Below are 25867 nucleotides of genomic sequence, written 5' to 3'. Positions count from 1 at the left end.
AGAGGCGGCTCTGCCGACCGCGACAGGCTGTCAGGCGGGGGCGGACTGAAGCTGCCGCTTGCTCAGTCCGCCCCCGCATGCGTCAGCGTTTTCAGCGTATCCGCCACGCTGCGCGTATGCCCCGCCGATTCCGCCGTCTGCCCGCTGAACGCCTGGATCGCCTCCAGCATCCCTGAAAGATTCGCGACGTCCGCCGACTGTCCTTCGATCGACTGCGCCACCCGGCCGATGTCGGTGGCCAGCGTGGAGATGCTGGTGCCGATTTCGCCGGCGCTTACCCGTGACTTCTCCGCCAGCTTGCGCACCTCGTCGGCCACCACCGCAAAACCGCGTCCCGCCTCGCCGGCGCGGGCGGCTTCGATGGCGGCGTTGAGGGCGAGCAGGTTGGTCTGGTCGGCGATCTGCTGGATGATCTGGACCACGCCCTGGATGCGGCCGCTGGCGTCGGCCAGGTCGCGGGCGCTGGCAGCGACGCTGCCGGCCTGGCGGGTGAGGTCGCCGACGGTGGCGCCGGCGTTGGCGATGACGCCTTCCTGTTCCCCAAGCTGGCGGGTGAGGCCGTCGACCGAGGCATAGAGGTCGGTGGCGCAGGCTTCCAGCTGTTGCGATGTGGCCTGGCGCAGTGTGTGGCTGTGCTTGAGGGTGGCGCCGAGGTCGTTGAGGCCGCGCACCACCGGGGCGTAGCTGCCGTCGAAGTCGGCGGCGTCCAGCGTTTCGTCGAAGCGTTCGGCCTTGTAGCCTTCGATCTGCTGCAGCATCACCCGCGACAGGCCGGCTAGCTTGCCGATCTGGCGGCGCAGGAAGAAGGCCTTGAATTCGCCGTAGTGGGCGACGAAGTTGTCGACGTATTCGTCGGCGAAGCGCTCGCCAGCGGCCACCTTGAAGAAGAACACCGCGGTCAGCGTCTGGTTGAGGTTGAGGCCGAGGATTTCGCCGAAGGTGGAAAAGCCGGCGATCTGGGTGCCGGCCACCAGGCGGTCGATGCCGCCCAGTTCGCGCTCGTTGTAGAGCCGGCGCAGGATGCAGTCGTTCATGATGCCGGCCACCGGCAGCCCCGGTTTGCCCTGCATGAAGCGGCGCAGGTCACGCTCGGTGCTGTCGACGAAGCCGGTGCGGCGCACCAGCACGATCTCTTCGCCGGAGGCGATGTCGCAGTAGAAGTGCACCAGCCGGGTCTGCAGGTCGATCTTCGAGATCGAGCGCACGAACAGTTCCTGGCCGACGCGGATGGCGAAGGAGTAGTCGCCGAGCTTCTGGTCGAGTTCTTCGGCGCGGCATTTCAGCGCCTCGCACAGCGCATCCACCATCGGCAGGATGCGGCCGTTGGCGGTGATCACCTGGGCGACGTGGCGGCATTCCAGCGAGGCGTGCAGCACATGGAAGGAGAGCCCGGCGGGCTCGAAGTTCTGGCTCTTGAACACGCCGAAGCGCGCGCCCCGCGCCGCTTTGAGGAAGACGACCAAGGCGTGGTTCTGCAGCTGGCGGCGGCCGTCGTGCAGCGCGGTGCGGACGAAATCGAGCTTGCCGCCCGCCGAGCCGCCGACGAACAGACAGGGGAAGCGGCCGGATTCGTAGAGCGCTTCCATGAAGAAGGATTCGGACGCCGACAGCCCGTCGAACAGCACGTAGGCGAGCGTGTCGCGGTGGTCGATGTCCATCTCGACCCGGGTGTTGGCGATGCTGGCGGTGAGCCGCGCGATGCGCTCGTGCAGATCGGCGGGCTTGCCGCCACTGCGCAGGTCCTCGCTGCCGAGCGGGATCGCCACCACTTCGGCGCGGGCGACGATGCCGGCGTCGAAGCACTGCACGACGACGCGGTCCCAGTGGTTGCCGGTGTCGCAGTAGAGCCGGCTGCCGCCTTCGCTGCAAAGTTCGCCGGCGGTGGTGGTCAGGGCGAGCGCCGCGCCGGGGAAGCGGTTACCGAGTGTGGCGGCGACGCGGTCGATGTCCACATGCGGCGACACGAAGGCGGCGACGAAGGTCGGCTTGATCGCCGCGCGCGCCAGCACGGTGTCGAGATCGGCGGCGCGCGCCTGGAGGGTGACGACACCGCTACCGGCGGTGCCACTGCGTTTTCCGAACAGTCCCATGTGCTTTCTCCTGCGCTGCGGTCGGGGGCCGCGGCGGTGTTACGCCCGTTTGTGGTTTATCGGCAGGGTGGGGGGCGGGCTTGATGGTTGTTGCGGTTCTTTCTCCTCCCCCTTCAAGGGGGAGGCTGGGAGGGGGATGGGGCTGGAGTGTGCGCGGCCAACCCCATCCCCACCCCAGCCCGGTAGCCTTCGCTTCGCTTCGTCGTTCAGCAGGCGGCAAGCAGTGCTTGCCGAAACCCCTGCTTCACCTCCTTGAAGGGGAAGGGGCTCACCACCCCGGCGGCGGTTGTCTGCGCATCTGTTTCTTTTCAGGGGCGCCCCCTCAAGCCTCCACCAACCCCGCCCGTACCGCGATCAGCGCCAGTTCCGCCGCGTTGCCCGCGTTAAGCTTCTGCTTGATGTGATACAGGTGGGTGCCCACCGTGCTGGTGCTCAGGTTCAGCGTTTCCGCCACCTCGGCCACCGAGCGGCCGCGCGCGAGTTGGAGGAAGACGTTGAATTCCTTGCCGGTCAGTGCGTCCGCCGGGTGCTCGCTGCCGCCCAGCCGCGCCAGCGCCAGGCGCGGGGCGATCTCCGGGTCGAGGTAGCGGCGGCCGTGGGCGACTTCGCCGATCGCGCGCAGCAGCTCGTCCGGGTGGGCGCGCTTGGAGAGATAGCCGGTGGCGCCGGCCTGCAGTGCGCGCGCCGGGATCTGGGTGTCGTCGTGGGCGGAGAGCATCAGCACCCGCGCATGCGGGTGGCGTGCGCGCAGCCGTTCGAGCGCGCCCAGCCCGCCGATGCCCGGCATGGATACGTCCATCACCAGCGCGTCGGGCAGGTGTTCGGTGTAGGCGGCGAGGGCGGCTTCGCCGCTGTCGGCCTCGCCGACCACGAAGGCGCCCGCGCCCTCGATCAGCAGGCGGAAACCCATGCGGACGACGGCGTGGTCGTCGGCGAGCAGGATGCGGAGGTCGGCCAGGGTGGTCATGCGGGCAGCTCCTTGGTCATCGGGCCGGGACGGCTGTCGGTGGCGCAGCCGGCATTTGCTGCGGTGGCCGCCAGCGGCAGGCGGGCGCGTACGCGCAGGCCGCCGGCCGGGGCAGCTTCGAAATGGATTTCGCCGCCCAGTTCAAGCACGCGTTCGTGCATGCCGGTCAGCCCGAAGCGCGGTTTGTCGCCGTCTGCACCGACGAGGCCGCGGCCGTTGTCGGTGACGGCCAGCTCGATGGCGTCGGCGGCACAGGCGAGCCGCACTTCGACCATGCTGGCGCCAGCGTGGCGGGCGACATTGGTCAGGCTTTCCTGCAGCAGGCGCTGCACCGTCAGCGCCACGCCGTCGCTGACCTCGCCTTGCGGCGCCTCGGCGCGACACTCGACCCGGATCTGCGGGTAGAGCGCGCCCCACTGCGCGCACCAACTGATCACCGCCTGGTCGATGCGGCTGCCTTCGGCGACGGTGGGCGGGCGCAGGCGATGCAGGATGGCGCGCACGCCGTCCTGCATCTGGCCGGTCATCGCGACGATGGCCTGGGCGCTGCCGTGGATGCCGGGCTGGTCTTCGCTGCGCTGGCCGATGGCGCCGGCGATGGCGCGCACCGCGGTGATGCCCTGGGCAAGTTCGTCGTGCAGCTCGCGGGCGATGGCGCGACGCTCTTCTTCCAGCCGGGCCTGGATGGCGCGGGCGAAGCGCTGGTCCTGTTCCAGGCGCTGGTTGTCGGCCAGGGTGTCGTCCAGCCGTTCGGCCAGCCGGTTGTAGGTTTGCGCCAGACGGTCGAGTTCCGGCGCGGCCAGCGTCGGCAGGCGGCGGTCGAAGTGGCCGTCGGCACCGCGGGCGAGCGCGACGTCGATCGCGTGCAGCGGCGCCAGCGCGCGGCGCAGCGCGCGGTGGCAGGCGAAGGCGAGCAGCGCCAGCGCGGCCAGTGCCCAGCCCGACATCGCCACCAGTTCGTCCCAGGCGTCGAGCACCGAGCGCGAGGCGTCGGTGCGCAGTACCAGCTGTTGCGCGCCGGCGTCGAAGCGGCGTTCCATCTGTACCGGTGTCAGCCGGGCGGCGAACCAGGCGGGCGCGTCGCGGCCGGCCTTGTAGGTGGGCGCGGGTGAGCGGTAAAGGGTGCTGCCATCGGCGGCGACCACCTCGACCACGTTGGCGCGCAGGCGGCCGACTTCGCGCAGGTAGGCCATCAGGCGCTCGCCGCCGTGGGCCGGGTCGCGCTCGGTCTCGCGCGCCAGCACCGTCAGCCACTGACCGGCGACCCGGCTGGCGGCCTCGGTTTCCTCGTGGATGGCGCTGCGCGTCTCGCGCACCCATTCGAGCGCGCCGACCAGCAGCAGGGCGGCGAACAGGCCGCACAGCACCAGGCTGACGCGGGCTTGCAGGCTGGGCGCCGGGCGGCGCAGGTTGGGCAGGCGGGTCATGGCGGTCAGGCTCCCCAGCGGTAACGCAGGCCGACCCAGCCGGCGCGCGGCGCGCCGGGGGCGTAGAAGGTTTCGCGCGCCCAGTCGCCGGAGTCGGTCTGGAAGGTGCCGCCGGCGTCGAAGGGGTTCTCGGCCAGCGCGCCACCCGTCGAGTACTTGCGGTCGAAGACGTTGTTGATGCGGCCGAACAGCGTCCAGCCGCCGCCCAGCGTGTAGTCGGCGTTGAGGTTGAGTACGGAGTAGCCGGCGATCTTGCCGCTGCCTTCGAAATTGCGCGTTTCGCCGAAGGCGTCGGTCACCTCGCCCGCGCGGTGGCGGTTGTTCTCGTTGCCGCGGGCGTACTGCGAGGAGAAGGCGACGAAGTCGGCACCCACGCGCAACGCTTCGGTCGCCTGCCACGACAGCATCAGCTTGAGGCTGTGCGCCGGGATGCCCGGCATGCGGTCGCCGCGCTTCACCAGGATCTCGTCGTCCTGGCCTTCGTCGGTGCATTCGGCCGACTGGCCGCGCGAGCTGTTGTTCTCGGCCAGGATGCAGGCCGAGGACTGGAAGGTCGCCTGCACGTAGTTGTAGTTGAGCGCCCAGTCGAGGCCGCGGTGCTTGCCGGACAGCCCCAGCTCCGCGCCCTGGCGGCGGGTGCGGCCGAAGTTGGTGAAGTAGCCGGCGCTGGTCGAGGTGCCGACGAAGAGGATGTCGTCGTGATTGACGCTGCGATACACGCCGGCATTCCAGCGCAGGCTGTCGCCGAGCAGGCCGGGCAGGCCGCCGCGCACCCCGAGTTCGAACGTGCGGGTGACCACCTGCTTGAGGAAGGGGTCGGCGGCGAGCGCATTGGGCAGGGTGCAGGGATTGGCCGGGTCGGCGCAGCCGAGCTCTATCGGCGAGGGCGCCCGGTTGCCCTGCGAGTAGCCGCCGTACACCGTGAGGCGGTCGTTGGCCTGCCAGGTCAGCCCCAGCGCCGGGTTGAGCTTGCGGTAGGTGAAGTCGCCGTCGAGGTTGGGCGGCGTCGGGTCGAGGCGGTCGCTGTTGATGACGCGGGTGTGGTTGTAGCGCGCCGAAGCGGTCAGGTGCAGCGCCGGGGTCAGCGCGAAGGTGTCGGCGACATAGACGCTGCTGCTGCGGGTTTCGCCGTCGAGGCTGTTCTCCAGCTCGATGTCGTCGGTGGGCATCACGCCGCGGCTGGCGTCGAGCAGGCCGAGCTGGCTGGTCTGCGTGAAGCGGCTGTTGCTGCGGTCGTGGCTGAAGCCGAGTGCGAACTGGTTGCGCTCGCCTTCGTGGCTCCACTGCAGGGCCAGGCCGCGCGCGCGCTGCTTGTTGCGAGTGCGGTTGTTCACGCCGGTCTCCGCATTGAGGCCGCCCGCAGCGCCGGCGGCGGCGCACTGCGCCTCCTCGGCGGAGCCGGCGTCGAAGTCGCCCGGGTCGCAGTCGCCGTCGTTGGGGCCTTCCTCGAAGTCGTCGTTGCCGTCGCCGTTGAGCGTGCGGGTCAGCGTTTCGCGGTGATAGACCGAGGCCGACAGCGTGTTGCGCTCGTCTATCCAGTAGCGGCCGGACAGCGCGACCATGCCCATGTCGTTACGGGTATTGTCGGGGTGGGTGAAGATCTCGCGGCGGCGGCGCTCCAGCATGGATTCGGGCGCCAGGCCGTTGCCGGTGAGGTCGGTGTCGGCGTGCATCAGGGTGAGGTCGAGCTCGCCGCGCTCGAAGCGCTGGGTGAGCTTGCCGAAGAACTGGCGCACTTCCGAGGGCGAGCGGTCGCGCCAGCCGTCCTCTTCGAACAGGTTGGCGGCGACGTAGTAGCCGGTGTCGCCGTGGCTGCCGCCGTGTTCCACCTCCAGGCTGCGGCGCTCGAACGAGCCCCACATCACCTGCGCTTCGCCGCCGGGATGGTCGAAGCCGTTCTTGGTGCGCAGCGCCAGCGCACCGCCCAGGGTGTTGAGCCCGTAGAGCGGGTTGGAGCCGGGCAGCAGGGTCACGCTGTCGAGCGCCAGCTGCGGGATCAGGTCCCAGTTCACCGTATCGCCGAAAGGCTCGTTCACCCGCACGCCGTCCAGATACACCGACAGGCCCTGCGGCGTGCCGAGCAGCGGCGAGGCGGAGAAGCCGCGGTAGTTCACGTCGGGCTGGAAGGGATTGCCCTGGATTTCGTTGATGTTCACCCCCGGCAGGCGGTCGCCGAGGAAGTCCGGCAGGGCGATGCTCTGCTTGGCGCGCAACGCTGCGGCGTCGGCGGTCTGCACATTGGACGGCACCCGGTCGCGGGGCTGGTCGAGGCCGGGCAGCGGGGCGACGGCGACGACATCGACGCGGGCCAGCGTGGCTTCGACGGCGGGCTCGGCGGCGAAGGCGCTGCCGAGCGGAAAGAGCGCAGCCACGGCGAGTGCCAGTGGCCTGCGGGTGAAGGCGTGGCGGCGGACGGTGTCGGGTTTCATCGATGCAAATTTCCTGGAGGATGCCTGTGAACGCGGGCGGCGCTCAGCGCCGTCCGGCCGCCTCCAGTGCGGCCTGCTCTGCTTGCGGGAAGAGATGGGTGACGCTGCGTCGGTACTCGACGTCTGCCAGCGCCATGCCGGCGAATTCGGCCGGCAGCGGGCGGGCGAGCATCTCGGGCATGTCGAGGCCGTTGCCCGCGCCCTCGGCGATGGTCGCGGCCAGCCACTGCAGGTAGCGGCGGGTCTGGCGGATCGGGCCGGCGTCGCTGGCGACCTCGCCGTGGCCGGGCACCAACTGGCGGAAGCCGAGCTTTTCGAGGCGGTCGAGCGCGGCCAGCCAGGGCCCGATGTGGGCGTGCGGCGTGGTCGGTGCGCGGTCGTGGAAGACGAGATCGCCGGCGAACAGTACGCCGCTCCTGCGGTCCAGCACCGCGAGGTCGGCGGCGGTGTGGCCGTCGGCGGCGATCAGTTCGAGGTTGCGGCCGGCGACGGTGAGCGGGCCGGCCTGCAGTGCGCGCTGCGGCGCAACCGGTTCGGTGTCGCGCATCCAGTCGCCGTTGAGGCGGTACATGTTGTCGGTGAAGGCCTTGCCCTCGGACACGATGCCGGCGGTGGTCGCGGGCAGCGCGGCCAGCGTGCCGGCATCAAAGCCCTGGTTGCCGAGGAAGTGGTCGGGGTGGTGGTGGGTGTTGATGACCAGCACCACCGGCAGTGTGGTGATGCGGGCGATGGCGGCCCGCAGCTGGTCGCCGTAGCGCCGGGAGCTGCCGGTGTCGATCACCACCACACCGGTGTCGCCGACGATGAAGCCGGTGTTGACGATGTTGCCGCCGTTGGCGAAGGAGAAGTCCTCGCGCCGGCCGACCAGCACATACACGCCGTCGGCGATGCGGCGCGGCTGCAACTGGTAGTCGAAGGCGGCCGCGGCCTTGGGTTCGGCAGCGGGCACGGCCACCGCGTGCAGCGCGAGCGCGGTGCCGGCACCCGCCGCGGCGATGGTGAGCGTGCCGACGACGGCGCGGCGCAGGGTGTGCAGCGCGCTCATCGCGCCACCTCGGCCTTGATGCGGTTGCCGTTGTTGTCGCGGCCGCTGATGCGCAGCGGCCCGCTGCCGCCGGCGGGCAGGTCGATGGTGAAGATGGGGTTTTCGGCCACCGGGGCGTAGGGCTGGATCTCGATCAGCCTGCGGCCGGCGGCGTCGCTCACCAGCAGATCCTCGATGTGGAAGATGGGGATGCTGGCAGCCAGGCCGGTGTCCATCGGATGGATCACGCGCAGGCGCAGGCGTTCGCCGCCGCGCAGCAGCGGCCAGACACGGCCCGAGACTTCGTTGAGGCGCTGCTGCCATTCCGGCGCGGCCGAACCGGTGGAGGGCAGGGTACAGCCGCCGCCGGTGGTGGTGACCCAGGTACCGCCGACGTGCCACACGCCGTCGGCGGTGCGTGCCGCGGCCCGCACCGGGGTCGATTGCTGCAGCTTGAGGCGGAAGCCGAGGCTGGCCTGGGCACTGGCCGGCAGGAAGCGCAACGCCTTGACGATGGGGTTGAAGTCGGCGAACACCAGCACTTCTTCCACGCCCGGCAGGGCCGAGGCATCCACGCTGATCGGCACGTTGAGCGGATCTTCGGCGATGTCGGGGCCGCTGACCTTGACCCGCGCGTCGAACTCGACGCGGGCGTCGCGGAAGAACTCCCGCTTCATGTCGGTCCAGCGCGCCGAACCGAGCGGGTCGGGCGCGGGCGGCGTGGTCTGTGCGGCGGCGCCCGCCATGCCCGGTCCGAGCAGGGTGAGCGCCGCCGCGGCAAGGGCAGCAAACAGCTTCATGGTCTCCTCCGAAGCGCGATCTTGGTCGCGCCGTTTCTTGATGTACAGAAACGCAAGCAGCGTGCCATCAGCCGGTGTCCCGTTGTATCGGGGTGTTCGGCATTGTGCTGTTCATTTTTGGAGCAGGTGGCGTCATTTGGTACAGGTCGGCATCTACAGTTGTCGCTGGCGCTGGCCGAGCTATAACGAATTGCGCACTCAGCGCCGTGGCATGCCCTTTGCAGAAGAAGTGCCGGGATCGCCGGGCCGACTCGCTCCCAACAACCGCGATCACCGAAACACTACCGAGACATCAAGGAGGAATAATGGAGAAGACTCGACAGCCCGCAAAACGCGTGGTGCTGACCGCCGTTGCTGCAGCACTCATGGCGCTGGGTGTCACCCACGCCGGCGCGGCCAACGTCACCGACGCGGACGTGCTGAACGACGCCACCACGACCGGCGAGGTCGTCACGTTCGGCATGGGCACGCAGGCCCAGCGCTACAGCCCGCTCACCGCGATCAACACCGACACCGTCAAGAACCTGGTGCCGGTATGGTCCTTCTCCTTCGGCGGCGAGAAGCAGCGCGGCCAGGAATCGCAGCCGCTGATCCACGACGGCAAGATGTTCGTCACCGCCTCCTACAGCCGCATCTTTGCGCTCGACGTCAAGACCGGCAAGAAGCTGTGGAAGTACGAGCACCGCCTGCCCGACGGCATCATGCCCTGCTGTGACGTGGTCAACCGCGGCGCCGCGCTGTACGACAACCTGGTGATCTTCGGTACCCTGGATGCGCAGCTGGTCGCGCTCAACAAGGACACCGGCAAGGTCGTGTGGAAGGAGAAGGTCGACGACTACGCCGCCGGCTATTCCATGACCGCGGCCCCGATCATCGTCAAGGGCATGGTGATCTCCGGCGTGTCGGGTGGCGAATTCGGCGTGGTCGGTCGCATCGAGGCGCGCGACGCCAAGACCGGCAAGAAGATCTGGGTGCGCCCGGTGGTCGAAGGCCACATGGGTTACAAGTACGACGCCGAAGGCAAGGCCGTCGAGAATGGCGTTTCCGGCACCACCAACAAGACCTGGCCGGGCGACCTGTGGAAGACCGGCGGCGCGGCCACCTGGGCGGGCGCCACCTACGACCCCGAAACCAACCTGATCTTCGCCGGCACCGGCAACCCGGCACCGTGGAACAGTCACCTGCGCCCCGGCGACAACCTGTACTCGTCCGCCACCGTCGCGATCGACCCCGACACCGGCAAGATCGCCTGGCACTACCAGACCACGCCGCACGACGGCTGGGACTTCGACGGCGTGAACGAATTCGTTTCGTTCGACTACAAGGGCAAGGACGGCAAGGTCATCAAGGCCGGCGGCAAGGCCGACCGCAACGGCTTCTTCTTCGTGCTCGACCGTACCAACGGCAAGCTGCTCAATGCCTTCCCCTTCGTGAACAAGATCACCTGGGCCAAGAGCATCGACCTCAAGACCGGCCGTCCGGTGTATGACGACGCCAACCGTCCGGGCGACCCGTCCAAGGGTGCCGACGGCAAGAAGGGCGAGGTGGTGTTCGCCGCGCCTTCCTTCCTCGGCGGCAAGAACCAGCAGCAGATCGCCTACAACCCGCAGACCGGCCTGTTCTACGTGCCCGCCAACGAGTGGGGCATGGACATCTGGAACGAGCCCATCTCCTACAAGAAGGGCGCGGCCTACCTCGGCGCCGGCTTCACCATCAAGCCGCTCAACGAGGACTACATCGGTGCGCTGCGTGCGGTCGATCCGGTGTCCGGCAAGATCGTCTGGGAAAACAAGAACTTCGCTCCGCTGTGGGGCGGCGCGATGACCACTGGCGGTGGCCTGACCTTCTACGGCACGCCGGAAGGCTTCCTCAAGGCGCTCGACGCCAAGACCGGCAAGGAGCTGTGGAGCTTCCAGACCGGTTCCGGCGTGGTCGCGCCCCCGGTCACCTGGGAAGACGGCGGCGAGCAGTACGTTGCGGTGGTGTCCGGCTGGGGCGGTGCGGTGCCGCTGTGGGGTGGCGACGTCGCCCAGCGCGTGAACTACCTGGAGCAGGGCGGCTCGGTCTGGGTGTTCAAGCTGCACAAGATGTGATCGATCGCGCGGCCGACCTCCACGGCTGCGTTTCAGGGCACGGGTGCGATGGCATCCGTGCCTTTTTTCTTTGCGGCACTCGTCGGCTGTAAGGCGGCAGTCCATGGCGGCGCCCTCAGTCCTTCGCCGGCGGGCGGGTTTCGACGAAGCTGCGGATCGCCCACACCACTTCGGGTGCGAGCACGCCTTCCCAGGCCGGCATGTGCACCACGCCGACCTTGACCTTGCCCTTCTGCACCGAGCTGCGGAAGTAGTGATCGACGTCGCGCGTGCAGCGCTGGCGCAGGTCTGTGTCGAGGATGCGGGCACAGCTGCGGCCGAGCCGGCGCAGGTCGGGGGCCGGTGCGGCATGGCCGTCGGCGTCGGCACCGTGGCAGCTTGCGCACGACTGGTTGAAGGCCGCTCGGCCGATCTCCGCGGCGAGCGGATTGCCGCGGTAGGGGTTTTCCTCGCGCCATTCGCCGTGCTGCGCGGGCAGGGCGGAGATGTCCACGTCCGGGGCGCGGGCTTCGATGGCATGGGCCTGGCCGGCCAGGGCCAGCAACAGGGCGCCAAGGCTGCAGAGCCGGCCCTGCAGCTGCGCGACGGCGCGCGGGCGAGGTGTGCAAGGCGATTCGTGCATGACGCTCACCATCCAGCCGGGCAACCCCGGCAGCCTTCGAAGGCGGTATCCGGGAAGATCGTATAGCGCAGCACATTGCCCTCCATTTCTGCGTCCTGCAGGTTGGCCGTGACGAACTTGGCCTCCTGCAGGTTGGCGCTCACCAGGCGCGCACCCTTGAACCAGGCGAAGTTCACCCGCGCCATCTCGAGATTGGCGGCGGTGAGGTTGGCACCGGAAAAATCGGCACGCATCAGCCGGGCGAACTCGAAGTCGGCGGCCACCAGCCTCGCCTTGCGAAAGGTCGCCGCGGGCGCGCTCGCCTTGTTGAGGCGGGCGGCGGTGAGGTTGGCGCCGTCGAAGTTGGTACCGGCGAGATTGGCGCCGCGCAGGTCGGCGCGGCTGAGGTCGGCACCGGAAAAGTCGGCACCGGCCAGGTTCTTGCCGGACAGGTCGGCGTGGCGCAGGTCGGCGCCGGCGCAGCGGGTGTAGGGCCAGATCGGGCAGCCGTTGACCACCAGCGGTTCTTCCGGCGTGCCGGCGGCGTGCGTCCCGGCGCAGGCCGACAGTGCGGCAAGGGCGGCAAGGGTGTGGCGCAAGCGTGGAGTCAGCATGGCGAAGGGGGCGGGCTGGCCCGCGCCGGCGGTGTTGCGGCCGGTACGGGCGTGTGGCGGGAACCGGCCCGGCGCTGCCGCCGGACCGGGACGGGTTGGGCTCAGCGGCTGGCCACCTGCCTGGGCAGCTTGAACACCCACATCGAACCGCCCTGGGTGACCTGCTTGGTGAGGTCGGCCAGGTCGCCGCCCCACAGCGGCACTGCGCCGCCGTAGCCGGACTGGATGCCGATGTACTGCTCGCCGTCCATCTCCCAGGTCACCGGCACCGAGACCACGCCGGAGCCGGTCTGGAACTTCCACAGCTCCTTGCCGTTCTTGGCGTCGAAGGCCTTGACGTAGCCGTCCGAGGTGCCGGTGAAGATCAGCCCGCCGGCGGTGGTCAGCGTGCCTGCCCACAGCGGGAACTTCTCCTTGTGCTCCCAGGCGATCTTGCCGCTCTTCGGGTCGATCGCACGCAGGATGCCGACGTGGTCCTCGAACAGCTTCTTGATGCGGAAGCCCTGGCCGAGATAGGCGGAGCCGGCCTTGTAGGTCAGGTGCTCGGTCCAGTAGTCCATCGCCCAGTGGTTGGCCGGGATGTAGAACAGGCCGGTGTCCGGGCTGTAGGACATCGGATGCCAGTTGGTGCCGCCGAGGAAGGGCGGCGACACGAACACCGAGTCGCCCTTGTCGGCGCCTTCCTTCGGCGCCGGCGGCCGGTTGCCCTTCTCGATCGGCTTGCCGGTCTTGAGGTCGAAGCCCGACGCCCAGGTGATGCCGTCGACGAAGGGCCAGGCGCCGATCAGCGAGGTCGGCTTGTTGGGGTAGCCGGCGCCATTGGCAAGCTTGTCGCGGTCGGTGACGAAGAAGAAGCCGTTGCGGTCGGCATGCGCCGAGGCCTTCACCTGCTTGCCGGTCTTCGGGTCCTTGTACTCGAACAGGATGATGGAGTTGTTGCCGGAGAAGTCCCAGGCATCGTTCGGCGTGTGCTGGTAGAAGCCCTTCAGCTCGCCGGTGCTGGCGTCCACATAGGCCTGGCCGGAGGTGAAGAGGTTGTCCCAGTTCTGCGGATCGTCGCCCTGCGCGGTGCGCTTCCAGGTGTTCCACGGCGCGGGATTGCCGGCACCGATGACGATGGTGTTGTTCTCGGCGTCGAAGCTGGCGGTCTGCCAGGGGGCGCCGCCGCCGTGGCTCCAGGCCTCGACCTTGCCGGTGGGGGAATTCGGATCGTTCGGCCAGGACGGCGCCTTGGCGTCGCCGGTCGTCGTGCTGTCCTTGCCGGCCAGCCGGCCCATGTGGCCTTCGACCAGCGGCCGCGCCCACACTTCCTCGCCGGTGTCCGGGTCGCGCGCATACAGCCAGCCGACCACGCCGAACTCGTCGCCGGACGAGCCGTGCACTAGCAGGATCCTGCCGCTCTTCTGGTCCTTCACGATGAAGGGCGCGCCGGTCATGGTATAGCCCACCTTGTGGTCGGCGAACTTCTTCTTCCACGCGACCTTGCCGGTGGCCTTGTCGAGGGCCACGATGGAAGCGTCCAGCGTGCCGAAGAAGACCTTGTCGCCGTAGATGGCCGGGCCGCGGTTCACCACGTCGCAGCAGGGACGGATGTCGTCGGGCAGGCGGTGCTCGTACTCCCACAGGCGCTTGCCGCTGCGGGCGTCGATGGCGAAGAAGCGGGAATAGGAGGCGGTGGCGTAGATCACGCCGTCGTGTACCAGCACCTGGCCTTCCTGGCCGCGCTGCTTCTCGCCGCCGAAGGAGAAGGTCCAGGCCGGTACCAGGCCGGCGACGTTCTTCGTGTTCACCTGCTTGAGCGTGCTGTGGCGCTGGGCCTTGAGGCCGAGGCCGTAGGACAGCACGTCGCCGGTGGTCTTGTCGTCGTTGGCGATGTCGTCCCAGCTGACGCTGGTGGCCGCCGCCGCCGGCAGTGCCAGCGCGGCTGCGACCAGGGCGACGACGGCGCGCAGTTGGGTTGCGGGTTGCTTGGTTCTCATTTTGGCTCCTTGCCTCCTGTGTGATTGGCGCCGGAGGCGGGCGGTGGCCGGGACTCCGGATGGCGAACGCAGTATCGCGGCCGTCCGCCGGCCGGGTCGCGGGAGGGCGGAACCGTGAAGCCGGGAAATCCTCCCGAGCGATCCGGGATGGCACGTGCTTTGCGTCATATGACGTCAAACAGGAATGGGATGGAGGCGGGAGTGGATCTTCGGGTGCGCCTGGTCGTCTGGCTATCGGGCTTTTCACTGGCGTTGCTGGCCGGCGCCTGCCTGGTGGTCGGGCTCAACCTCAGGCAGGACGTGGCTGAGGAGATGGTCGCCTCGGCACGGCTGGCCGACGTGATGCTGGCCATCAGCCAGGCGGGCAGTGCCGAGCAGATCGCCGGGCTGCTCTCCGCCGGCGAGCTGCGCCATGTGCAGGTGAGGCTGGATCGTTCAGTTTTGGAGCAATCGCCCGCTGCCGGGCTGCAACACCTGCCACCTTCCGGCGCGGAGGCGCTGCTGCGGGCGCTGGCCGGCGGGCTGCTGCCGGCCGCGCCCGATGCCGGGCAGGCGCGCCGCATCGAGCTGGCCGGGCCCGACGGCCCAGTCATCGAGATCCGCGCCGAACCGCTCAGCGAGCTGCGCGAGATCCTGCGCGACGCGGCCCGCCTGCTCGGCGTGCTGGTGCTGTTCGCCGCGGGAACGGTGCTGGCCGCGTGGCTTGCGGCCGACCGCGCGCTGAGGCCGGTGCGGGCGCTCGAGGACGGGCTGGCGCGGCTGGCGCGCGGCGAACCACGGGCGGAGCTGCCACCGTTCAGTCTCAGGGAGTTCAGCCGCATCGCCGACGCCATCGACCAGCTGGCCGACAGCCTGGCGCAGTCGCGCGCGTCAGAACGCCGCCTCGGCCGCAGCCTGATGGAGGTGCAGGAAACCGAGCGCCGCGAACTCGCGCGCGAACTGCACGACGAATTCGGCCAGTCGCTCACCGCCATCGGCGCGGCCGCCGCCTTCGTCGAACGCCATGCCGCAGCTGCCGAGCCGGCGGCACTGGCCGAGTGCGCGCGCGACATTCGCGGCGAATCCGGCCGCATGTCGACCCAGGTGCGCGGCCTGCTGCGCCAGTTGCGGCCGCACGGGCTGGACGGCCTCGGCATGCTCGACGCATTGCGAGAACTGATCGCCGGCTGGCGCCAGCGGGCGCCGCAGATCGCTATCGGACTCGCCCTGCCGGCCCGGCTGCCGCCGCTGCCGCCCGATGCCGGGCTCGCGCTTTACCGTACCGTGCAGGAGGCGCTGACCAATGTGCTGCGCCATGCCGGCGCCAGCCGCGTCGACATCGCACTCGGCCAGACGGGTGGCGAACTGCTGCTGCACATTGCCGACAACGGTTGCGGTCGGGCGGGCGAGATCCTGCGCCGCCCCGGCGGCGGCCTGCTCGGCATGCGCGAGCGTGCGGCGATGGCGGGCGGCGCGCTCATGCTCGACGATACGCCGGGCGGCGGACTTACCGTCGGCCTGCGCCTGACAACCCGCAACGAGGAGGAGCGTGGGGATGATCCGCATCATGTTGCTCGATGACCACGCGGTGGTGCGTACCGGCTACCGCCGCCTGATCGACGCCGAGCCCGGCCTGCAGGTGGTGGCCGAAGCCGCCACCGCCGACGAGGCCTACGCCCGCGTGGTGGACGGCGGCATCGACGTCGCGGTGGTCGACCTCAGCCTGCGGGGGACCAGCGGCATCGAGGCCATCCGCCGTATGCTGGCGCGGGAGCCGGGCTTACGGGTGCTGGTGCTGTCCATGCACGACAACCCGGGCTACGCCACCCAGGCGATGCGTGCGGGGGCGCTCGGCTATCTCACCAAGAGTAGCGAGCCGGACGAAATGCTGGATGCAATCCGCGCGGTGGCGGCGGGGCGCCGCGTGCTGTCGCCCGATATCGCCCAGGCGCTGGCCAGTGCGGCGCTCGACGGCGAACAGTTGCTGACGCGGCTGACCCCGCGCGAGTTCGAGGTGCTGCGCATGGCTGCCAGCGGCGAACCGGCCACCTGGATCGCCGACCGCATGCACCTCAGCCACAAGACCGTGCTCAACCATCTTTCGGCCATCCGCCAGAAGCTGGATGCCGATAACGATTTCAAACTGCTCAGGCTGGCGGCGCGCCACGGCCTGGTCGATCTGGGGGCCGAGGCTACGTGCTGAGGCTACCCGAACGCGCGCGTGTGTTGATGTTCCCATCCGTAACGCTGGAGATAAGAAAATGAGTCACACGAACCGCTACCGAATGCTGCTCGCCGCGCTGTGCACGGCCGGGCTTGCGCTGAACGCGGCCGCCGCCGACCGCAGCACGCCGCGCGAGGCGCGCGCGCTGTTCGACCAGGCGGTGAAGTACATGGAGGCCAACGGCCCCGAGCGCGCCTTCGCCGCCTTCAACAACCAGAAGGGCCAGTTCGTGCGCAAGGATCTCTACGTCTTCGCGCTCGACGACAAGGGTACCTACCACGCCAGCGGCGCCGCGCCTGAGGCGCTGGTCGGGCTTAACGTCATCGACACCGTGGATGCCGCCGGCAAGCCGCTGTTCCGCGAGATGCTGGACAGCGTCAAGGCCGCGCCCGAGGGCAGCGTGCGCTACGTCTGGCTGAACCGCGCCACCAACAAGGTGGAGCCCAAGGTGAGCTATGTGCGCAAGGTCGGCGACTACGTGGTCGGCGTCGGCTACTCGGTGCCGCGCTCCACCGCCGACGATGCCCGCCGCATGCTGGACGAGGCGGTCAAGCTGGTGCGCGACGAAGGCACGGCCAAGGCCGCGGCGGCCTTCAACGACCGCGGCGGCAAGTTCGTGCACGACGATCTCTACGTGTTCATGGTCGATCTGGCCAGCGGCCGCTTCGAGGCCATGGGCATGAACCCGCAACTCGCCGGCAGCGATGCCAGCGGGCTGGCCGATGCCGAAGGCCATGCCATCGTCGGCGACATGATCGCCAAGTCCAAGGCGCGTGGCAGCGCCACGGTGGACTACGTGTGGCGCAACCCGGTGACCAACGCAGTGGAGAAGAAGCGCAGCTATGTGAAGCGCGAGGGCGGGGTGCTGGTGGGGGTGGGGCACTATCTGGAGTAAGGAAGGAGGGCTTCTTGCTCCCTCCCCTTCGAGGGGAGGGACAAAAACCCCGCGGCTCCTGCCTCCACCGGGCAGGAAACCGCCCGCTCAGCCCGCCAGCTTCGCCGCGATCTTCGCCACATGGCCGCCCTGGAAGCGCGCCATCGCCAGCTCGTTTTCGCTCGGCCGGCGCGAGCCGTCGCCCTTGGCGATGGTGCTGGCGCCGTATGGGCTGCCGCCGGTGATCTCGTCCATCGTCATCTGCCGGCTCTCGGAATAGGGCAGGCCGACGATCACCATGCCGTGGTGCAACAGCGTGGTGTGGAAGCTGGTGATGGTCGTTTCCTGGCCGCCGTGCTGGGTGGCGGTGCTGGTGAATACGCTGCCGACCTTGCCGATGAGCTTGCCGGAAAACCACAGCCCGCCGGTCTGGTCGAGGAAGTTGCGCATCTGCGCGCACATGTTGCCGAAGCGGGTCGGCGTGCCGAAGATGATGGCGTCGTAGTCGGGCAGTTCCTCCACGGTGGCGATGGGTGCGGCCTGGTCCAGCTTCATGCCGGCCTTGCGCATGATCTCTTCCGGCACCAGTTCCGGCACCCGCTTGACGCTCACTTCGGCACCGGCGGCGCGTGCGCCTTCGGCGACCGCATTCGCCATCGTTTCGACGTGTCCGTAGGACGAGTGGTACAGCACCAGAACCTTGGCCATGACGACGCTCCTTGCTGTTGAAGGGGATGTGCGGCGTGGCCGGCGCCATCGCATGCCATGGGTGTTGCCTGCCCGCGGCGGCGCCGACGTTTCAGCGTAGACCACCGCCGCGGCGCTTACGACAGCGGTGTGGCGGGCGGGCCGTCGCGGTCCACCAAGCCTCGCCGGCCGTCGAAACGCATCCGCGCCAGGCGCTCGACGAACCAGCGCAGCGCCTTGCCCTTGTTGGCGCTGCGCCAGGCGACCGACACCGCTTGCGGCGGGCGCGGCTCCTGCAGCGGCAGGATGTGCAGCCGGCCGTCGATCAATTCCGCGTCGATGCGGTGGCGCGGCACGAAGCCGACGCCCAGGCCGCGGCACTGCGCCTCGATCTTGCTCGCGATGGATGGCACCACCACCCGGCTGCGGCCGTCGAGCAGGCCGGTGGAGCGGGCGGGCAGGTAGCGCGAACTGTCGGCCACCACGACCGTCGGGTAGCTGCGTATGACCTCGGCGGAGAGCGGCAGCGGTTGCATGCGCAGCGGATGGTCGATGGCGACCGCGAAGACGAAATCGACCTCGCCGAGCGCCTGGGTGACGATGCCGCCGGGTATGGCCTCGCCGGCCGCGCCTATCACCAGGTCGCAGCGCTGCGAATTGAGCGCGTCCCAGCTGCCGCCCAGCACTTCCTCGCTCAGCAGCAGTTCGGTGCGGTGCTGCAGCGCCTGGAATTCCGCCACCAGCGCATACACCGGCGCAAAGTCGAGCACGCTGTCCACCGCGATGCGCAGCTCCAGCTCCCAGCCTTCGGCGGCTGTCTGGACCATGCGGGTGAGCTCGTCGGTGGCGGTGAGGATGTGGCGTCCCTGTTCCAGCACCAGCCGGCCGGCCGGGGTGAGCACCGCGCGGCGCTTGCTGCGGTCGAAGAGGGCGACGCCGAGGTCTTCTTCGAGCTTGCTGATGGTGTAGGACACCGCGGACGGCACCCGGAACAGCGCTTCGGCGGCGGCGGCGAAACTGTGCTTGCGGTCGATGGCATCGAGTACGCGCAGGGCATCGAGGGTGATGGGTGAGATCATGGTTCAACTATTTTGAACAGTCACATCGATATTCTCCGTTATTTTTTTCCGATGCCGGTATCTATCATCGAATCACCAGTCATCGAGACTGATCCAAATTCACAACGGAGAGATACCATGAGCACCAACCTGATCAAGCGGATCACTGCCACCAACGCCGGCCTGGGCGCACTGGCGCTGCGCATTCCCATCGGCATCATCTTCATGGCGCACGGCGCGCAGAAGCTCTTCGGCTGGTTCGGCGGCTACGGCCTCGAAGGCACCGGCCAGTGGATGGCCTCGATCGGCCTGGCGCCCGGCTACCTGATGGCCCTGATGGCCGGCAGCGCCGAGTTCTTCGGCGGCCTCGCGCTGCTCGTCGGCCTGCTGGTACGGCCCGCCGCGCTGGCCCTGTCGGTGGCGATGGTGGTGGCCATCCTCAGCGTGCATATCAAGAACGGCCTCTTCATGAGCAACAACGGCTACGAGTTCGGGCTGGCGCTGCTCGCGGTATCGGTGTCGCTGCTGTTCAGCGGTGCCGGCAGCGCCTCGGTCGACAAGCTGATCGCCGGCGACACCGCGACCGGCAAGCGCTGAACACGCATCACCGGGCCGTCCCGCAGGGACGCGCCCGACCCCATCCAGCGGGGAGCATCCGCTCCCCGCCCCCCTCAGGAGCAGACCATGATTCAGGTTCGCAAGGCCGACACGCGCGGCCATGCCGAGTTCGGCTGGCTGGACAGTCACCACACCTTTTCCTTCGGCAGCTATCACGATCCGCGCTACATGGGCGTGTCCGCGCTGCGGGTGATCAACGACGACCGCGTGGTGCCCGGCGCCGGCTTCGGCGCCCATCCGCACCGCGACATGGAAATCATCAGCTATGTGCTGGAAGGCAGCATCGAGCACAAGGACAGTCTGGGCTCGCACAGCCGGCTGAACGCCGGCGAGCTGCAGGTGATGAGCGCCGGCACCGGCATCGTCCATAGCGAGTTCAACCCGTCGGCGACCGAGGGCCTGCACTTCCTGCAGATCTGGATACAGCCTCACACCCGCGGCGTCGAGCCGCGCTACGAGCAGCACGATGTCTCGGCACTGCGCGGCCTGAGCCTGGTGGTATCGCCCGACGGCTACGACGGTTCGCTGCGCATCCACCAGGACGCGCGGGTGTGGCTGGCGCGCTTCGACGGCGAGCCGCTCGGCTTCGCTCCGACGCCGGGACGCAGCTACTACCTGCAGGTGGCGCGCGGCGGGGTCACGGTGAACGGCATCTCGCTCGTGGCCGGCGACGGTGCCACCATCACCGCCGAGGCCGAGCTGCAGCTGAGCGGGGGAGCCGGGGCGGAGGCGCTGCTGTTCGACCTGCCCTGAGGTCGTCGGAATAAATATGTAGAGCTTGTTGCATATTTTGCACTAAGCTCTACGAATGATCTGGCTGACGCTGATTCTTTCCCTGCCTTCCGATAACGCCAATGCCCGCATGCGCGCCTGGCGCGCGCTGCGGGCCTGCGGCGCCGCGGTGCTGCGCGACGGCGTATATCTGCTGCCGCAGCGCGATGCCACCCGCGACACGCTGACACGGATCGCCGACGAAGTGCGCGAGCAGGGCGGCTCCGCCCACCTGTTGAGCTGCGAAGGCGACAGCGATTTCGCGCCGCTGTTCGACCGCAGCGCCGAATACGGCACCCTGCTGGGCGAGATTGCCGCCTGCCGTGCGGCGCTCACCACGGCCAGCGCCGGCGACGGCCCCCGCCAGCTGCGCAAGCTGCGCAAGAGTCTGGACCAGCTCGCCGCCATCGACTTCTTCCCCGGCGAGGCCCGCCGTCAGGCCGAGGCAGCACTTGCCGAGCTAGACGCCGAGCTGCAGCGCGCGTTGTCACCCGGCGAGCCCCATGCCGCAGCCGGCACCATCCCCCGCCTCGCGCTGGCCGAATACCGCGGCCGCAGCTGGGCAACCCGCGCCCGCCCCTGGGTGGATCGTCTCGCCTGTGCCTGGCTGATCCGCCGCGACATCGACCCCGACGCCCGCTTCCTTTGGTTGGACGATCCTGCCGACTGCCCGCCCGATGCGCTCGGCTTCGACTTCGACGGCGCCGCCTTCAGCCACGTTGGCGCGCGCGTCAGCTTCGAGACCCTGCTCGCCAGCTTCGCCCTGGAATCGCCCGCGCTGCTGCGGGTGGGCGCGCTGGTGCATTTCCTCGACGTCGGCGGCGTGCAGCCGCCCGAGGCGAGCGGCGTCGAGCGGGTGCTCGCCGGATTGCGCGCAACACTCGATGACGACAATCACCTGTGCGCCGCCGCTGCCGTCGTGTTCGACGGTCTGGTGGCCGCTTTCGAAACGGATGCAAGCTGAGATGAACGACATCGCCACCCCCGCCGCCACCGAACTCGCCCCGTCTCAGGCACCGGCCACCGTCGGCCGCTGGGAGGCCTTCCTGTTCTGGTTGAAGCTCGGCTTCATCAGCTTCGGCGGGCCGGCCGGGCAGATCGCCATCATGCACACCGAGCTGGTCGAGCGCCGGCGCTGGATCAGCGAGAAGCGCTTCCTGCACGCGCTCAACTACTGCATGGTGCTGCCCGGGCCGGAGGCGCAGCAGCTCGCCACCTACATCGGCTGGCTGCTGCACCGCGGCTGGGGCGGGGTGGTGGCGGGCGGGCTGTTCGTGCTGCCCTCGCTCTTCATCCTGATCGCGCTGTCCTGGGTCTACATCGCCTTCGGCAACGTGCCGCTGGTGGCGGGGCTGTTCTACGGCATCAAGCCGGCAGTGACCGCCATCGTGGTCCACGCCGCCCACCGCATCGGCTCGCGCGCGCTGAAAAACGGCCTGCTGTGGGCGATCGCCGGGGCATCCTTCGTGGCCATCTTCGCGCTCAACGTGCCTTTCCCGGCCATCGTGCTGGGGGCCGCCGCCATCGGCTTCATCGGCGGGCGGATTGCCCCGGCGAAATTCCAGGCCGGCGGCGGCCACGGCAAGGCGGGCAAGTCCTATGGCGCCGCGCTGATCGACGACGACACGCCCACCCCCGAGCACGCCCGCTTCCGCTGGCCGCGGCTGATCCGGCTCGCGGTCATTGGTGCCTTGCTGTGGCTGGTGCCGATGGCCTTGCTGACCGCCACGCTGGGCTGGCACGATACCTTCACCCAGATGGGCTGGTTCTTCACCAAGGCGGCGCTGCTGACCTTCGGCGGCGCCTACGCGGTGCTGCCCTATGTCTACCAGGGCGCGGTCGGCCACTACGGCTGGCTGACGCCGGTGCAGATGATAGACGGCCTCGCCCTGGGCGAAACCACGCCGGGGCCGCTGATCATGGTGGTGGCCTTCGTCGGCTTCGTCGGCGGCTACGTGCAGGCGCTGTTCGGGCCGCAGGCGCAGTTTCTCGCCGGTGCGGCGGCCGCGGCGCTGGTGACCTGGTTCACCTTCCTGCCGTCCTTCCTGTTCATCTTCGCCGGCGGTCCGCTGGTCGAAGCCACCCACGACGACCTGAAATTCACCGCTCCGCTCACCGCCATCACCGCGGCGGTGGTCGGCGTGATCCTCAACCTCGCGATGTTCTTCGGCTACCACGTGCTGTGGCCGGCCGGCTTCGGCGGCGAATTCGACTGGCCGTCGGCGCTGATCGCGCTGGCCGCCGCGGTGGCGCTGTTCCGCTACAAGCTGAACGTGATGCAGGTGATCGGCGCGTGCGCGCTCATCGGCCTGGCGGTGAGGCTGCTGGCCGGCTGAGCGCCACGAGCGCCAGCGTGCCGAACGCCGCGCCGGCGGCGAAGGTCCAGGCGGCGCCCAGGCTTTCCCACAGCAGGCCGGCGAGCACGCTGGCCACCAGCATCGCCAGCCCGCTCACCAGGTTGAAGAAGCCGAAGGCGGTGCCGCGCAGTTCGGCCGGTGCGGTATCGGCCACCATGCGCGCGAGCAGACCCTGGGTGATACCCATGTGCAAGCCCCACAGCACGATGCCGGTGGCGAGCGTGCTCCAGTGCGTACCGGCGGCAAAGGCGAGGTCGGCGGCGATCAGCACCGCCAGGCCGAGCGCCAGCAGCCGGGTGTGGCTCATGCCGTCGGAGAGCTTGCCGAAGGGGTAGGCGGACAGCGCATAGACCACGTTCATCACGATCAGGGCCAGCGGCGAATAGGCGATGGGCAGGCCGCCGTCGAGCGCACGCAGCACCAGGAAGGCTTCGGAAAAGCGCGCCAGCGTGAAGATGGCGCCTATCGTCACCACTCGCCAGTAGGCGCGCGACAGGCGGCGCAGTGCCTCCCTGCGGATCGGGTTGATCGCCGCCGCCTGCGGCGGCCGCTCGGGTTCGCTCACACCGAATAGCAGCAGGGCCACCGCCAGGAAGCCGGGCACGATGGCGACCCAGAACACCGCACGGAAGTCGTTGGCCCACAGCAGCATCAGGCCGATGGCCAGTAGCGGGCCGAGGAAGGCGCCGACGGTATCGAGCGACTGGCGCAGGCCGAAGGCCGCACCGCGCAGTGCGGCCGGCGCGATGTCCGCCACCAGCGCATCGCGCGGTGCGCCGCGTATGCCCTTGCCGACGCGGTCTATCAGCCGGGCGGCGAGCACCATGCCCGGCCCGGCGGCGATCGCGAACAGCGGCTTGGACAGCGCCCCCAGCCCATAGCCCAGCACCGCCAGCGGCTTGCGCTTGCCCCAGTAGTCCGACAGCACGCCGGAAAAGACCCGTACGATGAGCGCGGTGGCCTCGGCCGCGCCTTCGATGAGGCCGATCACCAGCGCGCTCGCGCCGAGCGAGGCCACCAGGAAGACCGGCAGCAGGCTGTGGATCAACTCGGACGAGACATCCATCAGCAGGCTGACGAAGCCCAGCATCCAGATTGCGCGCGGCAGGCGGGGGGCGGATTTCACTGTGCTCATGGACGTGCGACGGGCGATGGCATGCCGTGATGGTAAGGGCTGGGTGTTGCGGCCGGTGATGCCAGCCGCGCCGGCGATTGGCACCGAATCTGCTTATTCCCTACTGACGCGACCGTGACCGCGCTTTTTGTGCGGTGTTTGTCGCGCACGAATCCTGTCCTTGTCGCAATCGAAACCACGGAGCGCATCGTGCCTACACTGGCTGAGAACACCACTTTCGTCGAGCTGAAGACCGCCAAGACCACTGGCCTGGGCATGGCCCAGCTGGGGATTCCCGTGCAGGACGACACGCAGGTGAAGAAGGGCAAGCTGCATGAGTTCATCCAGCTCACCCATGACGACAAGGTCGGTCGCCGCTACCAGAACATCCGCGTCACCGCTGTGAAGACGGCGGAAGGCGGCATCGACTCGGCCAAGGTCTTCTTCCAGTTCGAGGCCTTCGGCGACGACAACGTGCCCGAAGCGCCGGGCAGCGCGGCGTTTTCGGTGGCGCTGTTCGCGGGCGATACCTGTCTGCTGGCGCTGCCGGCGAGCAGCCTGTTCCTGCCCTACGGCCGCGCCTGGTACGAAAACCAGTTCGTCTATGAGGTGCCGCTGGCGGCCTTCGACCAGGCCGACCGCCTGCAATTCACCGTCAAGGCCGATCAGGTCCGCATGATCTGAGCCGGCCGGCCCGGCGGCGCCATGCGTCAGGCGGGCGTCGCCGCGGCCAGCCGCTGTGCCAGCGTGTCGGCCGCAGCGGTGATGTCCGCCGCGCGCCGGCGCATCAGCGCCAGCATTTCGTCCAGCAGCACCGCCGGCGGTGCTTCCAGCACGTCTTCGCCCAGCACCCAGCGTGCGAGCGCCGCCTCTTCGCGACCGAGTGCGCGTGCGGTTTCGCGCTGCCAGTCGCTGCCGTAGAGCAGCCGCGCGCTGTCGGCAAACCACTTGCGCGCCAGCACCCCGGCGTCGGCATCGGCCGGTTCCGTAGTCGGCGCCACCGGCGTCTCCTGCATCGCCTCGGCCAGCCGGCTGAGCTCCGGCAGTACCGAGCGCACCAGTTCCAGCCCGGACAGCGGCACGATCCAGCAGCGGTATTTTGCACTCCAGCGCGTCTTCGGCACCCAGCGCAGCATGCGCTCTATGGTGTCGGTGTAGTCGGCCTTGATGATGACGGCGCGGTCGGTGGCGTACACCCAGGGGTTGGCTGGCAGCGGATGGGTGAGGAGGCGGGCGCGGGCTTCGTCTTCGGTCAGCATGGGGATTCCGTGGTGTTCGTCCGATGCGGGATGGAAGACAGGGAAGCACGGACGGTGCCAGGCCAGCTGTGGCCTGCGGATGCGCTTGCCCTCGCCGGTGGTGTGCGCGGCGAAGACCTTCGCGTGGCGGCCGCCCGCGTGCGCTTACTGACGCTGCCCCGGTGTCAGCGGGCGATGGCCTTCTCGTAGTGCGCCTCCCAGCCGTCGGGCAGCTTGTGCGCGATGCCCTGGTGGCAGTCGATGCAGGTTTCCTTGTTGGCGGTGGCCTCCGCGTGAAAGCGCTGTGCCCGCTTGGCCTGGCCCTCGATGTTCATCGCGTCGAACGAGTGACAGTTGCGGCACTCGCGCGAATCGCTCGCCTTCATCGTGCGCCACACATTGCCCGCCAGCTGCAGGCGCATTGCCTCGAACTTCTCGCGGGTGTCTATGGTGCCCAGCAGCTTGTGATACAGCTCGTTGGTCGCGCGGATCTTGCGCGCCAGCTTCGGCCCCCATTCGCGCGGGACGTGGCAGTCGGGGCAGCTGGCCCGCACGCCGGCGGTGTTGCGGTAATGGGGCGAGGCCTGGTATTCCGGCAGGACGAAGGCCTTCATCTCGTGGCAGGAGGTGCAGAAGGCCTGGGTGTTGGTCGCTTCGAGCACGGTGTGGAAGCCGCCCCAGAACAGGATGCCGGCGATGACGCCGGCGATGAGGATGCCGCCCCAGGCGTAGCGGGTGCTCGGTTGCCAGAACCAGCGCCACAGCCGCTTGAGCGCGTTTGATCCGGTTGCGGGGTCGGATTGGGCCATTGGTTTCCCCTTGTTCGATGTGGCGCCGCCGCCCTGCAGCGCGCCGTGCCAGCGTGGCCGTGCGTGGGTGGGGCAGGTTCGCGGCGTGTGCTGCGCGCGGCGATGCGCGAGGAC

At 69.1% G+C, this 25867-nt stretch carries 23 protein-coding genes and 1 pseudogene; 9 read left to right on the top strand and 15 right to left on the bottom strand.

What is annotated here, in order from left to right; genetic code table 11:
* Nucleotides 1-62 precede the first annotated feature (62 nt).
* The 7 genes and pseudogenes from CJ010_RS25735 to CJ010_RS18630 all read right to left on the bottom strand — a co-directional run bounded on the left by CJ010_RS25735 (nt 63) and on the right by CJ010_RS18630 (nt 8737).
* Complete coding sequence (locus tag CJ010_RS25735; RefSeq protein WP_371415712.1) at nt 63-878, bottom strand: methyl-accepting chemotaxis protein; 816 nt, start codon at nt 876-878, stop codon at nt 63-65.
* A gap of 108 nt (nt 879-986) precedes the next feature.
* Nucleotides 987-2090, bottom strand: a pseudogene (locus tag CJ010_RS25730) (FIST signal transduction protein); the annotation flags it as partial.
* Between the two features lie 322 nt (nt 2091-2412).
* Nucleotides 2413-3057: a response regulator transcription factor gene (locus CJ010_RS18650; protein ID WP_141019441.1), complete on the bottom strand. Its 645-nt coding sequence runs from the start codon at nt 3055-3057 to the stop codon at nt 2413-2415.
* A complete protein-coding gene (locus CJ010_RS18645) occupies nt 3054-4484 on the bottom strand; it encodes a histidine kinase (RefSeq protein WP_141019440.1) in 1431 nt (476 codons plus the stop codon). Before CJ010_RS18645 ends, CJ010_RS18650 begins: the two co-directional genes overlap by 4 nt.
* Nucleotides 4485-4489: 5 nt before the next feature.
* The gene (locus tag CJ010_RS18640; RefSeq protein ID WP_141019439.1) at nt 4490-6913 is read right to left on the bottom strand and encodes a TonB-dependent receptor; all 2424 of its coding nucleotides are present in this window, start codon (nt 6911-6913) and stop codon (nt 4490-4492) included.
* A 43-nt stretch (nt 6914-6956) separates the two neighbouring features.
* On the bottom strand, nt 6957-7958 hold the full coding sequence (locus CJ010_RS18635) for a quinoprotein relay system zinc metallohydrolase 1 (protein WP_141019438.1): 1002 nt from the start codon (nt 7956-7958) through the stop codon (nt 6957-6959).
* The gene (locus CJ010_RS18630) at nt 7955-8737 is read right to left on the bottom strand and encodes a quinoprotein dehydrogenase-associated SoxYZ-like carrier (protein ID WP_141019437.1); all 783 of its coding nucleotides are present in this window, start codon (nt 8735-8737) and stop codon (nt 7955-7957) included. The genes CJ010_RS18635 and CJ010_RS18630 overlap by 4 nt, the downstream gene beginning before the upstream one ends.
* A gap of 305 nt (nt 8738-9042) precedes the next feature.
* Between CJ010_RS18630 and CJ010_RS18625 the strand changes: the two genes are divergently transcribed.
* A complete protein-coding gene (locus tag CJ010_RS18625; RefSeq protein WP_141019436.1) occupies nt 9043-10830 on the top strand; it encodes a PQQ-dependent methanol/ethanol family dehydrogenase in 1788 nt (595 codons plus the stop codon).
* A 115-nt stretch (nt 10831-10945) separates the two neighbouring features.
* On the opposite strand, the gene CJ010_RS18620 is transcribed toward CJ010_RS18625, so the two are convergent.
* The 3 genes from CJ010_RS18620 to CJ010_RS18610 all read right to left on the bottom strand — a co-directional run bounded on the left by CJ010_RS18620 (nt 10946) and on the right by CJ010_RS18610 (nt 14024).
* The gene (locus CJ010_RS18620; protein WP_141019435.1) at nt 10946-11452 is read right to left on the bottom strand and encodes a c-type cytochrome; all 507 of its coding nucleotides are present in this window, start codon (nt 11450-11452) and stop codon (nt 10946-10948) included.
* Between the two features lie 5 nt (nt 11453-11457).
* On the bottom strand, nt 11458-12045 hold the full coding sequence (locus CJ010_RS18615) for a pentapeptide repeat-containing protein (protein WP_141019434.1): 588 nt from the start codon (nt 12043-12045) through the stop codon (nt 11458-11460).
* A gap of 101 nt (nt 12046-12146) precedes the next feature.
* Nucleotides 12147-14024, bottom strand: a complete 1878-nt coding sequence (locus CJ010_RS18610) for a methanol/ethanol family PQQ-dependent dehydrogenase (RefSeq protein WP_141019433.1) — start codon at nt 14022-14024, stop codon at nt 12147-12149.
* 201 nt (nt 14025-14225) lie between these two features.
* Between CJ010_RS18610 and CJ010_RS18605 the strand changes: the two genes are divergently transcribed.
* The 3 genes from CJ010_RS18605 to CJ010_RS18595 are packed head-to-tail and all read left to right on the top strand — an operon-like array spanning nt 14226 to nt 17122.
* Nucleotides 14226-15584: a histidine kinase gene (locus CJ010_RS18605; protein WP_141019432.1), complete on the top strand. Its 1359-nt coding sequence runs from the start codon at nt 14226-14228 to the stop codon at nt 15582-15584.
* The gene (locus CJ010_RS18600; RefSeq protein ID WP_205754818.1) at nt 15559-16206 is read left to right on the top strand and encodes a response regulator transcription factor; all 648 of its coding nucleotides are present in this window, start codon (nt 15559-15561) and stop codon (nt 16204-16206) included. The genes CJ010_RS18605 and CJ010_RS18600 overlap by 26 nt, the downstream gene beginning before the upstream one ends.
* A gap of 58 nt (nt 16207-16264) precedes the next feature.
* On the top strand, nt 16265-17122 hold the full coding sequence (locus CJ010_RS18595) for a cache domain-containing protein (protein WP_205754817.1): 858 nt from the start codon (nt 16265-16267) through the stop codon (nt 17120-17122).
* 87 nt (nt 17123-17209) lie between these two features.
* Here the strand turns inward: CJ010_RS18595 and wrbA are convergent, their stop codons facing one another.
* Together wrbA and CJ010_RS18585 are read right to left on the bottom strand one after the other, a co-directional pair.
* Complete coding sequence (gene wrbA, locus CJ010_RS18590; protein WP_141019431.1) at nt 17210-17809, bottom strand: NAD(P)H:quinone oxidoreductase; 600 nt, start codon at nt 17807-17809, stop codon at nt 17210-17212.
* Nucleotides 17810-17925: 116 nt separating this feature from the next.
* Nucleotides 17926-18867 carry a LysR substrate-binding domain-containing protein gene (locus CJ010_RS18585; protein ID WP_141019430.1) on the bottom strand — a complete coding sequence of 314 codons (942 nt, stop codon included), beginning with the start codon at nt 18865-18867 and terminating at the stop codon, nt 17926-17928.
* A gap of 117 nt (nt 18868-18984) precedes the next feature.
* On the opposite strand from CJ010_RS18585, the gene CJ010_RS18580 reads away from it, so the two are divergent.
* The 4 genes from CJ010_RS18580 (at nt 18985) to chrA (ending at nt 22571) form a co-directional block, all read left to right on the top strand.
* Complete coding sequence (locus CJ010_RS18580) at nt 18985-19443, top strand: DoxX family protein (protein ID WP_141019429.1); 459 nt, start codon at nt 18985-18987, stop codon at nt 19441-19443.
* Between the two features lie 87 nt (nt 19444-19530).
* A complete protein-coding gene (locus tag CJ010_RS18575; RefSeq protein WP_141019428.1) occupies nt 19531-20217 on the top strand; it encodes a pirin family protein in 687 nt (228 codons plus the stop codon).
* Between the two features lie 55 nt (nt 20218-20272).
* Nucleotides 20273-21199, top strand: coding sequence for a chromate resistance protein ChrB domain-containing protein (locus tag CJ010_RS18570; protein WP_141019427.1), 927 nt, complete (start codon nt 20273-20275; stop codon nt 21197-21199).
* Between the two features lies 1 nt (nt 21200).
* Nucleotides 21201-22571 (top strand): chromate efflux transporter, encoded by a 1371-nt coding sequence (gene chrA / locus CJ010_RS18565; protein ID WP_141019426.1) that lies wholly within the window; start codon nt 21201-21203, stop codon nt 22569-22571.
* Here the strand turns inward: chrA and CJ010_RS18560 are convergent.
* Nucleotides 22537-23727, bottom strand: a complete 1191-nt coding sequence (locus CJ010_RS18560; RefSeq protein WP_168224985.1) for an MFS transporter — start codon at nt 23725-23727, stop codon at nt 22537-22539. The genes chrA and CJ010_RS18560 overlap by 35 nt on opposite strands.
* 189 nt (nt 23728-23916) lie before the next feature.
* Between CJ010_RS18560 and CJ010_RS18555 the strand changes: the two genes are divergently transcribed.
* On the top strand, nt 23917-24390 hold the full coding sequence (locus CJ010_RS18555) for a hypothetical protein (RefSeq protein ID WP_168224984.1): 474 nt from the start codon (nt 23917-23919) through the stop codon (nt 24388-24390).
* Between the two features lie 26 nt (nt 24391-24416).
* Here the strand turns inward: CJ010_RS18555 and CJ010_RS18550 are convergent, their stop codons facing one another.
* Together CJ010_RS18550 and CJ010_RS18545 are read right to left on the bottom strand one after the other, a co-directional pair.
* The gene (locus CJ010_RS18550; RefSeq protein ID WP_141019425.1) at nt 24417-24965 is read right to left on the bottom strand and encodes a hypothetical protein; all 549 of its coding nucleotides are present in this window, start codon (nt 24963-24965) and stop codon (nt 24417-24419) included.
* A 164-nt stretch (nt 24966-25129) separates the two neighbouring features.
* Nucleotides 25130-25753: a NapC/NirT family cytochrome c gene (locus CJ010_RS18545; protein ID WP_141019424.1), complete on the bottom strand. Its 624-nt coding sequence runs from the start codon at nt 25751-25753 to the stop codon at nt 25130-25132.
* Nucleotides 25754-25867 lie beyond the last annotated feature (114 nt).

The organism is Azoarcus sp. DD4 (assembly GCF_006496635.1).
Lineage (GTDB): Bacteria > Pseudomonadota > Gammaproteobacteria > Burkholderiales > Rhodocyclaceae > Azoarcus.
Note: the sequence above shows the minus strand (reverse complement) of the source record. Positions and strands in the feature narration are given on the sequence as shown.